Source organism: Rhizobium sp. Root1203 (genome assembly GCF_001424945.1).
GTDB lineage: Bacteria > Pseudomonadota > Alphaproteobacteria > Rhizobiales > Rhizobiaceae > Rhizobium.
Map to the genome: position 1 here is coordinate 184,303 of NZ_LMCW01000056.1, position 16,150 is coordinate 200,452.

The 16,150-nt window shown below is 61.2% G+C and carries 15 protein-coding genes; 10 read left to right on the forward strand and 5 right to left on the reverse strand.

Going from position 1 to position 16,150, the window contains the following annotated elements; genetic code table 11:
* Positions 1 to 9: 9 nt before the first annotated feature.
* From ASC97_RS29035 to ASC97_RS29055, 5 genes are all read right to left on the reverse strand, one after another.
* On the reverse strand, positions 10 to 1,410 hold the full coding sequence (locus ASC97_RS29035; RefSeq protein ID WP_057471789.1) for an 8-oxoguanine deaminase: 1,401 nt from the start codon (positions 1,408 to 1,410) through the stop codon (positions 10 to 12).
* A 14-nt stretch (positions 1,411 to 1,424) separates the two neighbouring features.
* A complete protein-coding gene (locus tag ASC97_RS29040; protein WP_057471790.1) occupies positions 1,425 to 2,360 on the reverse strand; it encodes an ABC transporter permease in 936 nt (311 codons plus the stop codon).
* A 12-nt stretch (positions 2,361 to 2,372) separates the two neighbouring features.
* The gene (locus ASC97_RS29045) at positions 2,373 to 3,416 is read right to left on the reverse strand and encodes an ABC transporter permease (RefSeq protein ID WP_057471791.1); all 1,044 of its coding nucleotides are present in this window, start codon (positions 3,414 to 3,416) and stop codon (positions 2,373 to 2,375) included.
* A 1-nt stretch (position 3,417) separates the two neighbouring features.
* On the reverse strand, positions 3,418 to 4,992 hold the full coding sequence (locus tag ASC97_RS29050) for an ABC transporter ATP-binding protein (RefSeq protein WP_057471792.1): 1,575 nt from the start codon (positions 4,990 to 4,992) through the stop codon (positions 3,418 to 3,420).
* Positions 4,993 to 5,067: 75 nt separating this feature from the next.
* The gene (locus ASC97_RS29055; protein ID WP_057471793.1) at positions 5,068 to 6,189 is read right to left on the reverse strand and encodes a BMP family ABC transporter substrate-binding protein; all 1,122 of its coding nucleotides are present in this window, start codon (positions 6,187 to 6,189) and stop codon (positions 5,068 to 5,070) included.
* Between the two features lie 449 nt (positions 6,190 to 6,638).
* On the opposite strand from ASC97_RS29055, the gene ASC97_RS29060 reads away from it, so the two are divergent.
* The 10 genes from ASC97_RS29060 (at position 6,639) to ASC97_RS29105 (ending at position 16,036) form a co-directional block, all read left to right on the forward strand.
* Positions 6,639 to 6,884, forward strand: coding sequence for a hypothetical protein (locus tag ASC97_RS29060; RefSeq protein ID WP_244481617.1), 246 nt, complete (start codon positions 6,639 to 6,641; stop codon positions 6,882 to 6,884).
* A gap of 13 nt (positions 6,885 to 6,897) precedes the next feature.
* Positions 6,898 to 7,572: a Rieske 2Fe-2S domain-containing protein gene (locus ASC97_RS29065; protein WP_057471794.1), complete on the forward strand. Its 675-nt coding sequence runs from the start codon at positions 6,898 to 6,900 to the stop codon at positions 7,570 to 7,572.
* Complete coding sequence (locus ASC97_RS29070; RefSeq protein WP_057471795.1) at positions 7,572 to 8,204, forward strand: glutathione S-transferase family protein; 633 nt, start codon at positions 7,572 to 7,574, stop codon at positions 8,202 to 8,204. The genes ASC97_RS29065 and ASC97_RS29070 overlap by 1 nt, the downstream gene beginning before the upstream one ends.
* A gap of 19 nt (positions 8,205 to 8,223) precedes the next feature.
* Complete coding sequence (locus ASC97_RS29075; protein ID WP_057471796.1) at positions 8,224 to 10,026, forward strand: adenine deaminase; 1,803 nt, start codon at positions 8,224 to 8,226, stop codon at positions 10,024 to 10,026.
* Positions 10,026 to 10,955 carry a LysR family transcriptional regulator gene (locus ASC97_RS29080; protein WP_057471797.1) on the forward strand — a complete coding sequence of 310 codons (930 nt, stop codon included), beginning with the start codon at positions 10,026 to 10,028 and terminating at the stop codon, positions 10,953 to 10,955. Before ASC97_RS29075 ends, ASC97_RS29080 begins: the two co-directional genes overlap by 1 nt.
* Before the next feature lie 93 nt (positions 10,956 to 11,048).
* Entirely contained in the window at positions 11,049 to 11,549 is a 501-nt protein-coding gene (locus tag ASC97_RS29085) for a thiamine pyrophosphate-binding protein (RefSeq protein WP_057471798.1), read from the forward strand.
* Entirely contained in the window at positions 11,546 to 12,154 is a 609-nt protein-coding gene (locus ASC97_RS29090) for a thiamine pyrophosphate-dependent enzyme (protein WP_057471799.1), read from the forward strand. The genes ASC97_RS29085 and ASC97_RS29090 overlap by 4 nt, the downstream gene beginning before the upstream one ends.
* A gap of 16 nt (positions 12,155 to 12,170) precedes the next feature.
* Positions 12,171 to 13,733 (forward strand): GMC family oxidoreductase, encoded by a 1,563-nt coding sequence (locus ASC97_RS29095; RefSeq protein WP_244481618.1) that lies wholly within the window; start codon positions 12,171 to 12,173, stop codon positions 13,731 to 13,733.
* A gap of 37 nt (positions 13,734 to 13,770) precedes the next feature.
* Positions 13,771 to 15,150, forward strand: coding sequence for an amidohydrolase family protein (locus ASC97_RS29100; RefSeq protein WP_057471800.1), 1,380 nt, complete (start codon positions 13,771 to 13,773; stop codon positions 15,148 to 15,150).
* Between the two features lie 10 nt (positions 15,151 to 15,160).
* Positions 15,161 to 16,036, forward strand: a complete 876-nt coding sequence (locus tag ASC97_RS29105; RefSeq protein ID WP_057471801.1) for an aromatic ring-hydroxylating oxygenase subunit alpha — start codon at positions 15,161 to 15,163, stop codon at positions 16,034 to 16,036.
* Positions 16,037 to 16,150: the final 114 nt, after the last annotated feature.

A 16,150-nucleotide genomic window follows, 5' to 3' on the forward strand; every position in this document is an offset into this window, starting at 1 on the left:
TGCTCGCTTTCATTGATCATAGATGCGGTCCATCACAGTCTGGTGGCTTGCCAGCAATCCGTCCACATCCAAATGCCGGAACTGACCGCCCGCGATGATTTCGCGGCCGTTGATAAAGGAATAGTCGACCTTGAACGGGCCGCACATCACGAGCGCGGCCAGCGGGTCACGCTGGGTGCCAGAGAGGCCGAGCTGGTTCAGCTTCACGGCGATGAAATCCGCGCTCATGCCGGGCGCGAGATAGCCGATGTCGTCACGGCCGAGGATCTTGGCACCGCCGCGCGTCGCCATCGTCAGCGCCTCGCGGGCCGAAAGCGCTTTTGGCGATCCGCCGAAGCCGCCGCGGCCGCCAGGGGTTTCGGAAAGATATTTATTGGGCGCGACACGCTGCAGCATCAGGGCAAGGCGGGCCTCCATGAACATGTTGGAGGTGTCGTTTGAGGCCGAACCATCGACGCCGAGGCCGACATTGACGCCCATGTCGAGCATCTCGCGGATCTTGGCGATGCCCTGGCCGCAGCGCATGTTGGCAGACGGGCAGTGGGCAACGCCGGTGCCGGTATCGGCAAAGAGCCTGATCTCGTCCGATGTCATAAAGATCGAATGCGCAAACCATACGTCCGACCCAAGCCAGCCGACGGCATCTGCAAAGCCGACCGAGCGTATGCCGTAGACGTCGTGGCAGTATTTTTCTTCGAAGAGGTCCTCGGCCAGATGCGAATGCAGGTGGACCCCCTTGTGGTTGCGCGCAAGGGCGGCCGCATCCTTCATCAGGCCCGGGGTCACCGAAAACGGCGAGCACGGCGCCAGGATGATACGGCTCATCGAGTGGCGGGAATTGTCGTGATAGCGGTGGATCAGCCGCTCGGCATCCTTGAGGATATCCGCTTCCTTCTCCACGCAGTTGTCCGGCGGCAGGCCGCCCTGGCTCTGGCCGCGCGACATTGCACCGCGCGCAGCGTGGAAACGAAGACCGAGATCGTTGGCAGCGTCGATCGTCGCGTCAAGCGTGCAGTTGTTCGGCAGGATGTAGAGGTGATCAGAACTCGTCGTGCAGCCTGACGCGATCAGCTCCGCCATGGCGACGCGCGCCGAGACGCCGATCGCGTGATCATCGAGCGCCGACCAGATTGGATAGAGCGTCTTCAGCCAAACCAGCAGCTCGTCGTCCTGCACCATCACACGGGTCAGATTCTGGTACATATGGTGGTGGATGTTGACCATTCCGGGCATGACGATATGGCCCGAAAGATCGAGCACCCGATCGGCAACAGCGCCCTCGATGTCGGCCATCGCGCCGACGGCTTCGATCACATTGTCGCGCACAAGCAATGCGCCGTCCTTTATCTCGCGGGCCTCGTCGTCGAAGGTTGCGAGATAGGAGATGTTCTTTACAAGCAGAGTGGTCATGTCATTTCCGGCATTTATCGGACGTCGCGGTAGTAGGGCACGCCGATCGCGGCGGGAGCCGCCATGATCCGACGCATGCGCTGCCAGGCAAGGACCGGCACGATGATGAAGGCCATGGTGCCGAGATAGGGCAGCATGGAGAGGAAGGCGGGCGCAATCGGCCAGCCGCGCGCCTGGCCGACGAAGCCAAGCGCAGTGATGAAGCCGAACAACAGACCCGAGAGGACGGCAGGGATCGGCCGGTATCCGGCGAAGATGACGAGCGCGACCGCAATCCAGCCGCGGCCCGCAACGACGCCGTCCGACCAGGACGGTACGAAGGTCAGCGTCAGATAACCGCCGGCGCCGGCCGCCAGCGCCGAGCCGGCGGTGACATAGGCAAAGCGGATGAGGTTGACGGGAATTCCAGCGGCGTCTGCCGCAGCCGGGTTTTCACCCACGGCACGCAGATTGAGCCCATGGCGCGTGTGGAACATGACATAGCTCAGTCCCACCGGAAGAATGATATAAATGAGGTAGACGAGGATGTTCTGCGAGAAAAAGGCCGGACCAAGGATCGGGATCTTGCTCAACAGCGGCACCTCGATCGGCGAGAAGACTGCCCGTGCAGGCATGCCCGAATAGGCGCGCCCGATCGTCGAGGCGATACCGCTGCCCATCAATGTCAGTGCCAGGCCGCAAAGCACCTGGTTGGCGCGCAAGATAACGGTCGCAAATGCAAAAAACGCGCCGAACAGGGCGCCGACGACGATTGCCGCCAGAAAGCCTATAGTCGGCGACGGGACGGCGGCGACGGTTGCGATTGCCGTCAACGCTCCCATCGCCATCAGGCCCTCGACGCCGAGATTGACGACACCGACGCGTTCGGCAAGGACCTCGCCAAGGGCTGCAAGCGCAAGAACGCCACCGGCAAGGAAGGCCGTAGTAAAGAGGCCTGTCAAAAGATCCATGGTCGCTCTCCTTCAAGCCTTGTCGCGGGCGATACGGTAATGGGCGAGTTCGTCGCCGATCGCTGTCAGGAACAGAATGAGGCCAGTAATCGCGAGCACCGTGGATGTGGTCAGCCCCTGCGTCTGCAGTATGATCCCGGAGTTCAAGATGAATGCCATGAGTGCTGCCGAGAAAATGACGCCGACGGCGGAACTTCGCGCAAGCACCGCGACCATAATACCGAGATAGCCATAGTTGTTGGAAATGCCGCCCTGCAGGCGATGCACCGTTCCGGCAATTTCCAGCATGCCCGCGAGGCCGGCGATGGCGCCGGAGAGCAGCATGACTGTGATCAGGTGGCGGCGGACTGGCATGCCGGCATACCTGGCGGCGGAAGGGTTGGAGCCGACGAGCCGGACTTCATAGCCCCAGCGTGAAAAGGCAAGGAGACAGGCGACCAGGAGCGCCACGATGATGGCGATCGGCAGGCCCCAGTGGATCGAACCCCAGAATTCTGGGATCTCCGCTGAAAGGCGTGGCGTCGCGGAGTTTGCCATCTTGTCGCGCCAGGCATTGGTGGAGACAAAATAGACGAGTAGGATTGCCACGAAGTTCAAAAGCAGCGTGGTGATCAACTCGTTGACGTTGGCATAGGCACGGGCAAGTGTCGGCACGAGGATCCAGAGAGCGCCACCGACAAGCCCCGCAAAGAACATCAGCACCAAGATGAGTGCGGGCGAGCCGGGCACGAAGAGACCAACAGCGGCAGCCGCAAAGGCGCCCGCGTAAAACTGCCCCTCGGCACCGATGTTCCAGGCACCGATCTGTTGGGCAACGGCGACCGACAGACCAGTCAGGATCAGCGGAATGACCAGGACGCCGAGGTCCTCCATGCCGAAGCTTGAGCCAAAACTGGCATCCACAACCTCCGAGGCAAGTTCGATCGGGTTGGCGCCGGTAGCCGAGAGAATAATGCCGGCGAAGACCAGGGCCACAACGATGGCGGCCGCACGGGCGGCAAACGCAATGCCTGGGGACGCTGAGGGCAGGCGCTGAAGACGGAACGAGGCTGCCATACTATGCGACCTCATGCGCCTGGGTGCGGCCGCCCATCAGCAGACCGATCTCGTCGATGTCGGTCTTTTCGTTGTCGACGATTCCCATGATCTTCCCTTCATAAAGTACGGCAATGCGGTCAGAGAGGTTCAGCAACTCTTCGAGTTCTTCGGAAATGAGAATGATGCCGGCGCCTGCATCGCGCAGTTCGACGATGTAGCGCAACATCGTGTTGATGGCGCCAACATCCAGCCCGCGGCTGGGATAGGCTGCAATGAGAACTTTGTCGGCAATGCGCATCTCGCGCCGGGCCACTAGGCGCTGTTGATTGCCTCCCGACAGGTTGCGGATCGGCATAGAGAAATCAGGAATGGCAACTTCGGCAGCGGAAGCGATCTCCCTGGCGAGCGCTGCGGCCGCGCCCGGCCTGTAGGTGCCGCCCGACGACACCGGCTTTTTTTTGTATTCCCGCATCACGGCGTTGACCGTGATACTCAGTGCTGGCGCAAGGCCGCTGTGAAGGCGATCTTCCGGAATGTGACCGATGCCTGCATCTGCAAACGTTGCGGCATTGCTCTTTTCGACCGGACTGCCTGCAATCAGGATCCGGCCGGTGCTCACGGGGCGGATTCCCGTCAGAACTTGGCTCAACTCGCGCTGGCCGTTACCCGCGACACCGGCAACGCCGACGATCTCGCCGGCGCGCACGTCAAGCGAAATCCCGTGCAGCGCCTCGTTGCCGTCGTCACCGATCGCCGAAACGTTCTCAAGCGAAAGCACCGGCATCGCCGACATCGGCGCCGCGCCCGCCGGCCGCTGCCGCATGTCTGCAAGAACGATGTCACGACCGACCATCAGCTTGGCGAGCATGCGCGGATGGCAGTCGGCTGTGTTTTCCGTGGCGATCTTCCGGCCGCCGCGCAGGATGCTGATGCGGTCCGAGATCTCAAGCACTTCGTCGAGCTTGTGGCTGATGAAGATAACGGCGTTGCCGGCGGCCACGAATTCGCGAAGCGCCTTGAACAGGTCGCGCGCTTCGGCCGGCGTCAGGACGGCGGTAGGCTCATCGAGGATCAGGACGCGCGCCTGCCGGGCGAGCACCCTAAGAATCTCGACACGCTGCTGCTCGCCCGTCGACAGGTCGCTGATACGGGCGCCCGGGTTTGTCTTGAGATTGAATTTCTGAGCGAGGGCACGAGTGCGCTGTTCCAGAACCTGTGCGGAGGCGCGGCGCGGCGTTTGCGACCAGCCGAGATGGATGTTTTCGGCAACAGTGAAGGCCTGGACGAGTTTGAAGTGCTGGTGCACCATGCCAATGCCGGATGCAATCGCCTGCAGCGGGGTAGAGAATTCCTTTGCGTAGCCGTCGATGATGATTTCGCCCGCATCCGCCCGGTAAATGCCCGTGAGGATGTTCATCAGTGTCGATTTCCCGGCGCCGTTTTCGCCGAGAAGGGCATGGATCTCGCCCGGCATCACTTCAAGATCGACATTCTCGTTGGCGATGACCCCCGGAAAGTACTTGGCGATGCCCTTCAGCTGGACAAGAGGCGGAGTACCCGGAGGGGGCAGATAGCGGGACGCATTTTCAGTCATGGAATGGCACCGGTGATTGAAGGCGGGAAGCCCGACCGATACTGGACGGCCGGGCTATTGGCTTGGGAGGCCAGATCAGGCGGACAGGCCGGTCACACCGTCGACCGACCAGTCCCAGTTGTAGAGGTCGAGCTCGGTCATCTTCTGCCCGGCCTCGACACGCACCTTGCCGGTTGCGTCCTTCAACTCGCCAACGAAGGGCGACCAGCCGCCTATGATCTTTTCGCGCACCGCGTCGGCGGCAGCGGCAACGTCGGCCGGAACCTTTTCGCCCCATTTGTCACGATCAACGCCCGCGCCCATCGCAAACAGCTGCTCGCTCGGTGTCCAGGTGCCGGCAAGACGCTTGCCGACCTGATCGACATAGAACTTGGTGAAGTCGATGAGGATCGACGAGACGTAGGAGTTCGGGCCGTAACGGCGGATGTCGGTGTTCCACATTGCAGCCCAAACCCCGCGCTTTTCGGCGACCTGGAGGTAGCCGGCTTCGTCCATGATGCCGAACAGGAAATCGCAGCCGTTATCGATCAGCGCCGTGCCGGCCTGCGTTGCCGCCTGCGGGTCGAACCAGGAGTTGATAACGATCGTCTGGACGGTTGCATTCGGGTTGACGGTGCGCGCTCCCATCAGGAAGGCGTTGGTGGATGCATAGACCGAGGCGACCGGGAAGGAAGCGACGTAGCCGAGCTTGCCCGTCTTAGAGAGGTGGCCGGCGGCAACGCCCAGAACATAGGTGGGATACCAGTGCGCGAGATAATACCAGCCGAGATTGTCCATCGTGACATGGCCGTTGCACTCCATGAATGCGACGTCCGTGGCGCGCTTGACGACTTCATGCAGGAAGTCGCCGTTCGACGAGGTGTCGAAAATAATGTTCGCGCCTTCCGAGACAAACTGGCGGTAGGTGCGGGTCGCGTCGGCGGAGTAGGGGATGTTCTCGACTTCGAGGACTTTCTTGAGTTTTGGGTAGGCTTGCTTGACGGCAAGCAGACCCTGATGGTGCGCCCATGTCCAGCCTTCGTCGGAAATCGGACCGACATGGCCGAAGCCGACGACGGCGTCTTCTTCCTTGACCGCCGGCAGCGGGGAGGCTGCAAGCGCCTGGCGGGCAAAGCCGGCAGGCAGCATCATGGCCGCTGCACCTACAGCGCTCATGTTCAGAAATCCGCGGCGGGAAAGCGTACGCAAGTCAATCATGGGATCCCCTTTTGGTTTTGGCGCGAAAGCCGCGTCTATGGTCTGTGACCGTTTCGGTTATGGTGTCTTCAACGCAACAATTATGCCAGTTGCCGCGCATCAACCGGTTCGTCGGACACGAAGCCGGTCAAACCGTTATGCCGTCGCGATCGCATGTCGAGAGGCCTTGGTCGAATTGCCCCGGCGATGCTGCGAATGCCTTTTGCGGAAAGCCCTGATGGGCCGGAAACAACGAGACGAGCCGACACTGGCAAATCGCCACTGTTCCGCATAGAGCGAAATTTCGGATGACGAAGTTGCGTAAAAGGCAACAAGCGGTGATGCAAAGTCTCTTGAAATCCGCTCCAGACAATGCCTAAAATGCCCAAAAGTAAAGCATGAGTAATTTTTATGCATTACGGCGAAGCTTTGGGCATGAGATTGAGGCAAGTGCAGGCGATGAGCGAACAATGTCGGGTGTGATCGAGACGGCGCGCTTCACTTTTCGGGGACAGATGGTGTGTGCGAGCTTCGTGGAGTTCGCGCACCACCGAGCCCGGCGGCTGGACCTGGAAATCGCTGTTGGCGCCTGTGACGCGGCGTCAGCGACGGTGTCGGTCAAGGGACAGGAAGATCTGGTCGACGCCTTCGAAATGGCCTGCAGCCTTGGGCCCTACGATTGCATCATACTCGATATCGAACGCGCAGCGGTGTGAACAGGAGTGAACTATGAAATTGAACGAGGGATGGGTGCCGGTCGCTCTGTCGGCGTCGATCGAGGCCGGGACATCGACAGGCGCCATCGTCGAAGGCAGCGAGATCGTCGTCTGGCGCGACAACAGCGGCAACGCCCATGTATGGGAAGATCGCTGTCCGCATCGCGGCATGCGCCTCAGCTTCGGCTTCGTGCGCGGCGATCACATCGCCTGCCTCTATCACGGCTGGCAATACGATACCGCCGGTCAATGCCGCTACATTCCGGCTCACCCGACGCTGGAGGTGCCTGAGACGATCAAGGTTCCGACATTTCAGGCGAAAGAAAAATACGGGATCGTCTGGACGACGACGGCATCCGAAAATCTGCTGCCGGATGCAGGCCCTTCGGCCGCGATAACACCGGTTAGAAGCGTTTACGTCGATCGTGCGAAGAGCGATGTCCAGGATGTATTCGAACAGGCCGGCATGACGATGCTGTGCGAACAGGTCGGCAAGCTCGTGTCCGGCGACGACGTGCTGCTGCTTGCCTTCCAGGCAAAGGCGGAAGCGAAAACTGCCGTGCACATCGTCATATCAGGCTCGCATGCGATCTATGGCGGCGCCAAGCAGAAGCACTATGCGCAGTGGGCGGAAAATCTCCGCTTCCACCTCGAGCAGGCAACGCCTAGCGCGGCGGAGGTGGCCTGATGTCTGAGATTGCGCTCTACAACTACGAACTCGATGAATCGAGCTACCGCGCCCGCCTGCTTCTCTCCATGCTCGGGCTTCAGTGGACGACGATCGCGGTCGACATGTTCCCCGGCGCCGAGCAGAAGAAGCCGCCGATGCTGGCGCTAAGCCCACTTGGGACGCTCCCGGTCATTCGTGACGGCGACCTCCTGCTGCATGGCACGGGGGCGATCCTGCTCTATCTCGCCAAGGCTCATGATCCCGCAAAGCACTGGCTTCCGGACAATGCTGTGGCCTTCGGACAGGTCTCGATGTGGCTGTTTTTCTCCGAAACTGCATTGGCACCCGCCATAGAGGCCCGGCTACAGGCGCTGTTCGATGTCGCTGGCGACGAAAAGGCGCTGCGTGCCAGCGCGCGCAACGCCTTCCGCATCATGGACGACCACATGACGGCGCGCCATTTCGACGGAAAGGAATGGTTCGTTGGCGACAGGGCAACACTTGCCGATGTCGCTCTGTTTCCGTCCTTTGCGCTCAGCCGCGACTTCGGGGTCGATCACGACGAGTATCCCGCGTTGCGCCGCTGGATCCGGCGTTTCCGCACGCTGAAGGGCTTCCACACAATGCCCGGCATTCCCGATTATCATTGATTTCCAGATTGGAGTTCTCATGAGCACTTTGACCCGTTTTTCCGTGAGGTCGTTGTCGACGCTGACGCGAACGCTGGCTGACGTCGCCTCGGGGCGAAAGGACCCCGATCTGGTAATCCAGGGAGCCCGCGTGCTTTCGACCTACTCCGAGCGTATTCTCCGCGACAGGGAAGTCTGGGTGTCCAACGGGCGCATCGCCGCCGTGAAGCCATCGGGCAGCTTCAAAAACGGCTCTGCCAGGCTTTATGACGCCCGCGGCGGCATCATAGCGCCAGGCCTCGTCGATCCGCATATCCATATTGAGTCCAGTATGGTGACGGCCTGCGCCTACGCGGAAGCAGCGCTTCTCAACGGCACAACCACGATCTTCTGCGACAGCCACGAGATCGGCAACGTCATGGACGTGGCCGGCGTCGAGGCGATGCTGGAGGATGCCCGCCAGGCGCCGCTCTCGATCTTCCTGACAGTGCCAAGCACCGTGCCGGCGACCTCGCCGCAACTTGAAACGGCCGGCGGCAACCTGACGCCGGAGAAGATTGCGGCCCTCTTCGACAAATGGCCCGAGGCCGTGGCGCTCGGCGAGAAGATGGATTTCGTGCAGGTGGCGATGGGCGACGAGCGCAGCCATGCCATCCTTGCCGCTGCCTTGCAACGCGGGCGACCAGTGTCAGGTCACGTCTATGGGCGCGAGTTCGTCTCGGCCTATGCCGCATCGGGTGTCACCGACACACACGAGGCGATCGACCGCGAAATTGCCGACGATATGCTCGAAGCCGGAATCTGGCTCTTCCTTCGAGGTGGTCCGCCGACGACGCCCTGGCACAGCCTGCCGCATGCGATCAAGACGATTACCGAGCTCGGCTCCTCACACAAGCGCATCGCGGTCTGCACAGACGACCGCGACGCCGACGATTTGCTTCTCTTCGGTCTCGACTGGGTGACCCGCGAAGCGGTGAAAGCGGGCATGACGCCGGAACAGGCCTGGGCGATGGGCTCTTTGCATGGAGCAACGCGCTTCGGTATGGAAAATGAAATCGGCGGCCTCGGCGGCGGGCGTCGTGCCGACCTCGTGTTGTTGACCGACGACCTGAAGCCGGTCAACACCTGGTACGGCGGCGAGCTGGTGGTGGAAGACCGGAAGGTGACGCCCATCCTGGAAGAGGCGCTCTCCAGGCCCTATCGCTATCCGCAGGCCGCCTACCACACCGTCAAGCTGCCGAAAAACCTCAAGCTGACGCCCAATCTCCCGACCGAAACCGTGATCGCTCACACGATCAAGACGGAGCTACCCGGCATCACGCTCGGCCACGCAAAGGTCGCCCTGGAGCCCGCCAACGACTGGCAGAGCCATTTCGACCGCCACGGCCTTTGCTTTGTCACCGTCGTCGAGCGCCACGGCAAATCCGCCGGCAATGTCGCGCACGGCCTGCTGAACAGCTTCGGCCTGAAAAAAGGCGCGGTCGCCTCATCCGTCGGCCACGACAGCCATAACATCATCGTTGCCGGCACCAACGAGCGCGATATGCAGATCGCGCTCGATGCGATCGAGGAGAAGCAGGGCGGCGTCTGCGTCGTCATGGATGGGAAAGTGACGGCCATGGTGCCGCTGCCGATTGCCGGCCTTATCTCCGACAAGCGCGTGCACGAGGTTGCCGAGGAGGTGAAGGCTCTGAAGGTCGAGTGGGAAAGGGCCGAGTGCACCATCGCCTACATGGGCTTCAACCTTATTCCGCTGTCGGTCATTCCGGAAATCCGCATCACCGACAAAGGTCTCGTGCTGGTCCCCGAGATGGAGATCCAGCAGCTGTTCGAGACGCTCTGATGGATCCTTACCGTCTGGGACTTGTCGCCACACGCATTCACTACTTTCAGCTGGTCGCAAGGCTAGGCTCGATAAGACAGGCCGCCCAGGCGCTCAACGTCGCGCCGTCCTCCATCAGTCGCATCCTGCGGCAGCTGGAGGATGAACTCGGCACATCCCTGTTCGAGCGCGTGCGCCAGCGCCTCAAGCTGACCAGCGCCGGCGAGTTGATGCTCTATCACGCCCGACTCAGTCTCTCCCAACTGAACCGAGCCTGCAGCGAGATCAACGACCTGCATGGCCTGCATCGCGGAACGGTGTCGGTGGCGGTGATCGAAAGCGTTTCACGCGGCGTGATGCCACAGGCTCTACAGGAATTCTGGCAGCGGCATCCGGCGATCACCGTCAATGTACGCGTCATGGGGTCGCAGCAGGCTGCCAATGCGGTTGCCGAAGGCGAATGCGATCTTGCTGTCGTCTTCGATATCCGGGTGCCACGCAACGTTCGGCGGATCGCTATCGTCTCCTTGCCACTGGGCGTTTTGGCTTTGCCCGACAGCCACTTTGCCGAGAAGAAGGAGCTCAAACTGTTCGATCTCGCCGGCCAGCGCGTCATCCTGTCGGATTCCAGCCTGACGCTCGGCACATGGATAGAGGAAGCCTTCAGCCGCTCCTTCATTGATCTGACGCAACGCGCCCGCACAAATTCTATCGGGCTGATGGTCGATCTCGCCAAGCGCAACCTCGGTACGGTGTTGCAGACGCGTGTCGGCATCGAACAGGAAATCGCCGACGGCGCGCTGAAATTCGTGCCCCTGCGCGACGCCAAGCTCAATCCGCGCAAGCTGATGCTTTTGTCTCGCTCGGAAAAGGAGATGTCGGATGCTGCTTCGGCTCTGGGCAAGCTTCTGGCAAAGTCCATCGAGCGTTCGGGTGAAGACGGCATTTAGGGTGTTGCGTTCGGCGCATCACTTCAATCAGAAAATAAGGACTATTGCGAACAACTGCAGTTTGTCAATTTCGCTCCGAAATGAGGACGCACAATGAAAAAAACTGCAGTTGACGCCGTCATCCGTGGTCTGAAGAAGGCCGGCGTGAGCATCGTTTGTTATCTTCCGGATTCCCTTTTCAAGGAACTTTACCCGGCGCTCGACGCGGATCCCGATATCCGTACCATTCGCGTCACCAATGAAGGCGAGGGCGCTGCCATCTGTGGCGGTGTTTTCCTTTCCGGCAAGCGCGCGGCGCTGATCATGGAAAACTCAGGCCTTCGGGCGTCTGTGGAGCCGCTTGCCCGCATGGGCCTCGGCGCAGGCATCCCTGTCGTCATGCTGATGAGCTATCGCGGCGAGATGGGCGAAAACAACTGGTGGGCCATTCCCCACGGCATCACGATGGAACCGGTCCTCAATGCGTTGCGCATCCCTTATCAGGTGGTTCGCGAAGAAGAGCGCATCGAACGGGCGATTGCCGATGCCTACAACTGGTCCTACGCCGCCTACTATCATTCGGCTGTGGCACTTGGCGGGGAGATCGTTCGATGAAGCGCTTCGATTGCATGACCGTCCTTTCGGCGCGCCTGAAGGACGAGTTGGTCATCCTCTCGCTCGGCGCCAGCGTCGACGAATGGTACAACGCCGCGCCCCATATGCGCCAGGCAAGCCTATTCCAGCAACAGCTCGGTTGCGTCACGCCGCAGGCGTTCGGGTTGGCAGCGGGACTGCCGCGCCGGCGCATCGTCTCGCTCGATACCGATGGCGGCATGATGTTCAACCTGGGCATCCTGGCGACGCTCGGCAACGAGCAGCCAAAGAACCTCTTTGTGGTGGTGTGGGACAACGAATGCTACCAGTCGATCGGCGGCCCCCCGACGCATACGGCCTTCGGCCGAGTGGATATCGCGGCGATCGCCCGCGGCGCCGGCGTCGAGCACGCCTATACCGCCCGCACGCTGGAGGAATTTGAAACTCATTGCAATGCCGCTCTCAAGGCCGACGTTCCCTATCTCGTCGTCGCCAAAGTGGCCGGCACGGTGCAGCCGGATATCAAGCGCAAGCAAAGCGATGGTCGCGAGGACAAGTACATTTTCGTCCGCCATGTTGAAGCAACGGAGGGCATCGTCATCATGGGCCCGAGTGAACACAACTGAGGAAATGCTGCATCCGATGCCTGCTTTGATGATCCCTAGGAGACCCATTTTCGCCGCCTACGACTATATCGTCGTCGGTGCCGGCTCGGGCGGTTGTGCGGTTGCCAGAAGGCTGATTGACGGCAGCGACGCCACCGTTCTGGTGATCGAGGCAGGCGGCCCGGGTATCGGAGTTCCCGAAATCGACGATCCAAAATCCTGGGTGCCGCTCGGGCGGAGCGCCTACGATTGGGGCTACGACTACGCGCCGACGCCGCGGATCAATGGCCGCACGATAGGCATTCCGCGCGGCAAGGTGCTCGGCGGTTCGAGCAGCATCAACGCGATGATGTGGTATCGCGGGCATCCCACGGACTACGACGGCTGGGAGGCAGCCGGCGCCAAAGGCTGGTCGTTCAGCGATGTCCTTCCTTATTTCAAACGGTGCGAAGACTGGCAGGATGGAGAGACGGCACTTCGTGGCGCCGGCGGACCCTTGCGGATAGAGCGCAGTTCATCTCCCCACCCCGTTGCCGAGGCGATGCTGGGCGGATCTGCAGATCTCGGCATTCCTGTGATCGACGATCCAAACGGCCCCAGCAACGAAGGGGCCGCGCTCTCGAACCTGAATATCTCTCAGGGAAAGCGCTGGAGTTCGGCAAAAGGCTATCTCTGGCCAATCCTCGACAACGAGCGGCTGACGATCCTGACCGATACTGTGGCAACCAGGCTCGGTATCGACAACGGGAGATGCGCTTCCGTCGAATACGTGCAAGAGGGAAAGCTGCATGCGGTCAGGGCCACCACCGGCGTGATCCTTTCGCTCGGCGCGATCGACACGCCGCGGCTTTTGATGATGTCGGGCATCGGCGATCCGTCGGAACTGAAGCGGCTGGACATCGATATCCGCCTCGGTCTTGCCGGCGTCGGGCAGAACCTGCAAGATCACCCGCTCGTCCAGGCCTGCGTCTTCCGATCAAGGCAGCCGCTTGGTCCGGTCCGCGACAATGGCGGCGGCACCGTCATCAACTGGAAATCCTCGGCCGCGCTCCCGCAGGCCGATCTTCATGCCTTCCCGGTGCAGGGCAACAGTGCCGAACCCCGCATTCGCGAACTCTACGATCTGTCCGGTGATGTTTTCTCCATCGGCTGCGGCCTGATGCGCTCGAAGAGCGTTGGATACATGCGGCTAATGTCTGCCGTTCCCGGCGGCGCTGTCGAAATCCAGCCGAACTACCTCGCCGAGCCTGGTGATCTCGATGCGCTGGTAATCGCGGTCGAGACCATGATGGAGCTTGCGGCGACGCAGAGCTATGCCGGCTGGTTCGGCGGCTACGCAGCGCCGGCGCGGCGTCTGTCGCGGACCGAGATCGTCGATTATGTGAGAAACGCCTGTTCGACCTTTTTCCACGTGAGCGGCACCTGCGCGATGGGAAGAGGCGATCAGGCCGTTGTCGACAACAGGCTGCGGGTGCGCGGAATCGAGGGTCTCACGATCGCCGATGCCTCTGTGATCCCCGTCATCCCCACCTGCCACACGCACGCGCCGGTCACGATGATCGGAGAACGCGCTGCCGATTTCCTGCTGTCGGCAGCATGACACGGAAAAGACAAACCCGAAGCGAACTGGACAAAGCATGACAGCGGACAAGCAGATTATCGCCGGCGACTACATTCTGACGATGGACCCGAGAAATCGCGTCATCAAGGACGGCGCCGTCCTCATCAATGGCGGTACGATCGAAGCCGTTGCCTCGCTTTCCGAGGTCACGGCCTCCAATCCCGGCGTCATCGTCAGGAAAACTGCCAACTCCGTGATCATGCCCGGCCTCGTCAATGCGCACGCCCACTCCGGATTTCTTCGCGGCACAGCCGAGCATCTGCCCGTCTGGGACTGGCTGACGCTGCACATCAATCCGATGCACCGCATGCTGCAACCGCATGAAGCAGAGGCCGCGTCCTTTCTTTGCTACGCCGAGTCGGTAGTCGGCGGCACGACGACCGTTGTCGACATGTGGCGCTTCATGGATGGCAGCGCCAAGGCCGCCAGCGCTATCGGCAACCGGCTGGTCGCTGTGCCCTATGTTGGCGAGCATCCCGAGTACAACTACTTCGATACGCTCGACATGAACGAGGCGATGATCGAAAACTGGCATCGAAAGGTCGATGGTCGGGTCAACGTCTGGGTCGGGCTTGAACATCTGTTCTACGCGGACGAGGCAGGCCAGCAGCGCGCGATTGCGCTCGCCAAGAAACATAGGACCGGCTTTCACACCCACTGCAGCGAGGCCGAGATCGAGCTTGCCGAATTCGACAAGCGCTACGGCAAGCGGCCGATGTATGCGCTTCACGACCTTGGCTTCTTCGAGGCGCCGCTTACGATGATCGCCCATGGCGTTTGGCTGGATTCGGCCGAAGTTGAGCTCATCTCGAAGTACAATGTATCGGTGGCGCACAATCCCGTCAGCAACATGAAGCTTGCGAGTGGCATCGCGCGGGTCGGCGAAATGCTCGCGGCCGGCGTGCCGGTCGGGATAGGCACCGATGGCGAGAAGGAAAACAACAACTTCGACATGTTCGAGGAGATGAAGGTTGCTTCCCTGCTGGGCAAGCTGAAGGATCTGGACGCCGCCGCCATGGACAGCTGGGATGTCCTGCGCATGGCGACCATCGAAGGCGCCAAGGCCATCGGCCTCGATCATGAGATCGGCTCGCTGGAAGCCGGCAAGCGCGCCGACCTCATCGCTGTGCGAACCGATACGCCGCGCATGACGCCGGTCTTTGGTGAGGGCGCCTATTTCAACCTGCAACACAATCTGGTCCACGCGGTTCGCGGCAGCGATGTCAGCCTGACCATGGTGGATGGCAGAATCCTGGTCGAAGACGGGGTGCTGAAGACAGCCGACCTCAAGGATATCATCGCCGAAATTCACCGCATTGCTCCGCCGCATTTTGCGCGCCGCGCCGCCTGGCTCGCCGACAACCGCGAGGGAACCCCGCAATGGACGAAAGGCTGAGGAGGAGATCATGTCAAAGACGACCGACAAGGCTGTGCTCAACGAATGGTACGCGGTCGAGACTTCAGCAGATCTGACCGGCCAGCCGATCCGCTCGCGCCTCCTTGGACAGGATATCGAACTCTTCCGTCGCAAGAACGGTGAGCCCGTCGTCCACGAAGTCGTGGCTGGCCGGCCTTCCGTCCCGGCCCTGGAGGTGCGGGAGAAATACGGATGCGTCTGGACGACGCTCGGTCACCCTAACAAGGACGTCTTCGAGATATCGGAAGCAGATGAAGCCGATCGCCGTTTCGTGCCCTGCGGCTGGGTAAAGATGCGTGCCTCTGGGCTCAGGGTCGTGGAAAACTTCCTCGACATGGCGCATTTTCCCTTCGTGCATGCCGACATACTCGGCTCCGAACCGCATACCGAAGTGCCAGGCTATCTCAGCGAAATCCGTCGGGACGTTGATGAGGTCTGGGCAACGAACTGCACATTCTTCCAGCCGCGCATCGCCGCGACCGAAAGCGAAGGCGGCTTCGTGCAACTCACCTACCGTGTTCCTGCTCCGTTTGTCGTGATGCTCTATCGCGTCTGTCCGACCGCCCCTGAGCGGCTGGACGCTATCGCACTCTTCATCCACCCGCTCGAGGAACACCTTTGCCGGGCTCAGCCCGTGATGTACCTGGTCGATACCGCATCGACCCAGACCTCGCTCCTCAACTTCGAACAGGTGATCTTCCTGCAGGATCGTATCATCGTCGAGAACCAGCGCCCCTTGCTCCTACCGCTTGAGCCGCGGCAGGAAATCCCGACGCGGGCCGACAGCTCTTCGGTTGCCTATCGCCGCTGGCTGAAGGAAAAGGGCGTGCGCTTCGGCACCACGATGGGGGAAGAAAGACGATGATCCCCGTCTATCCTTCCATCATGCGCAGTGCATCAAGCAAACGCATCGGATCTGGCAAGCGCGGCGCACCCGGCTCCGTAGAACGTTTTCGCGCCGCCAAACGTCCTGGAGATC

What these genes read in the sequence shown, in the direction of transcription:
- ASC97_RS29035 (WP_057471789.1), bottom strand. Translation starts at nt 1,410, where the DNA reads ATGACCACTCTGCTTGTAAAGAACATCTCCTATCTCGCAACCTTCGAC.
- ASC97_RS29040 (WP_057471790.1), bottom strand. Translation starts at nt 2,360, where the DNA reads ATGGATCTTTTGACAGGCCTCTTTACTACGGCCTTCCTTGCCGGTGGC.
- ASC97_RS29045 (WP_057471791.1), bottom strand. Translation starts at nt 3,416, where the DNA reads ATGGCAGCCTCGTTCCGTCTTCAGCGCCTGCCCTCAGCGTCCCCAGGC.
- ASC97_RS29050 (WP_057471792.1), bottom strand. Translation starts at nt 4,992, where the DNA reads ATGACTGAAAATGCGTCCCGCTATCTGCCCCCTCCGGGTACTCCGCCT.
- ASC97_RS29055 (WP_057471793.1), bottom strand. Translation starts at nt 6,189, where the DNA reads ATGATTGACTTGCGTACGCTTTCCCGCCGCGGATTTCTGAACATGAGC.
- ASC97_RS29060 (WP_244481617.1), top strand. Translation starts at nt 6,639, where the DNA reads ATGTCGGGTGTGATCGAGACGGCGCGCTTCACTTTTCGGGGACAGATG.
- ASC97_RS29065 (WP_057471794.1), top strand. Translation starts at nt 6,898, where the DNA reads ATGAAATTGAACGAGGGATGGGTGCCGGTCGCTCTGTCGGCGTCGATC.
- ASC97_RS29070 (WP_057471795.1), top strand. Translation starts at nt 7,572, where the DNA reads ATGTCTGAGATTGCGCTCTACAACTACGAACTCGATGAATCGAGCTAC.
- ASC97_RS29075 (WP_057471796.1), top strand. Translation starts at nt 8,224, where the DNA reads ATGAGCACTTTGACCCGTTTTTCCGTGAGGTCGTTGTCGACGCTGACG.
- ASC97_RS29080 (WP_057471797.1), top strand. Translation starts at nt 10,026, where the DNA reads ATGGATCCTTACCGTCTGGGACTTGTCGCCACACGCATTCACTACTTT.
- ASC97_RS29085 (WP_057471798.1), top strand. Translation starts at nt 11,049, where the DNA reads ATGAAAAAAACTGCAGTTGACGCCGTCATCCGTGGTCTGAAGAAGGCC.
- ASC97_RS29090 (WP_057471799.1), top strand. Translation starts at nt 11,546, where the DNA reads ATGAAGCGCTTCGATTGCATGACCGTCCTTTCGGCGCGCCTGAAGGAC.
- ASC97_RS29095 (WP_244481618.1), top strand. Translation starts at nt 12,171, where the DNA reads ATGCCTGCTTTGATGATCCCTAGGAGACCCATTTTCGCCGCCTACGAC.
- ASC97_RS29100 (WP_057471800.1), top strand. Translation starts at nt 13,771, where the DNA reads ATGACAGCGGACAAGCAGATTATCGCCGGCGACTACATTCTGACGATG.
- ASC97_RS29105 (WP_057471801.1), top strand. Translation starts at nt 15,161, where the DNA reads ATGTCAAAGACGACCGACAAGGCTGTGCTCAACGAATGGTACGCGGTC.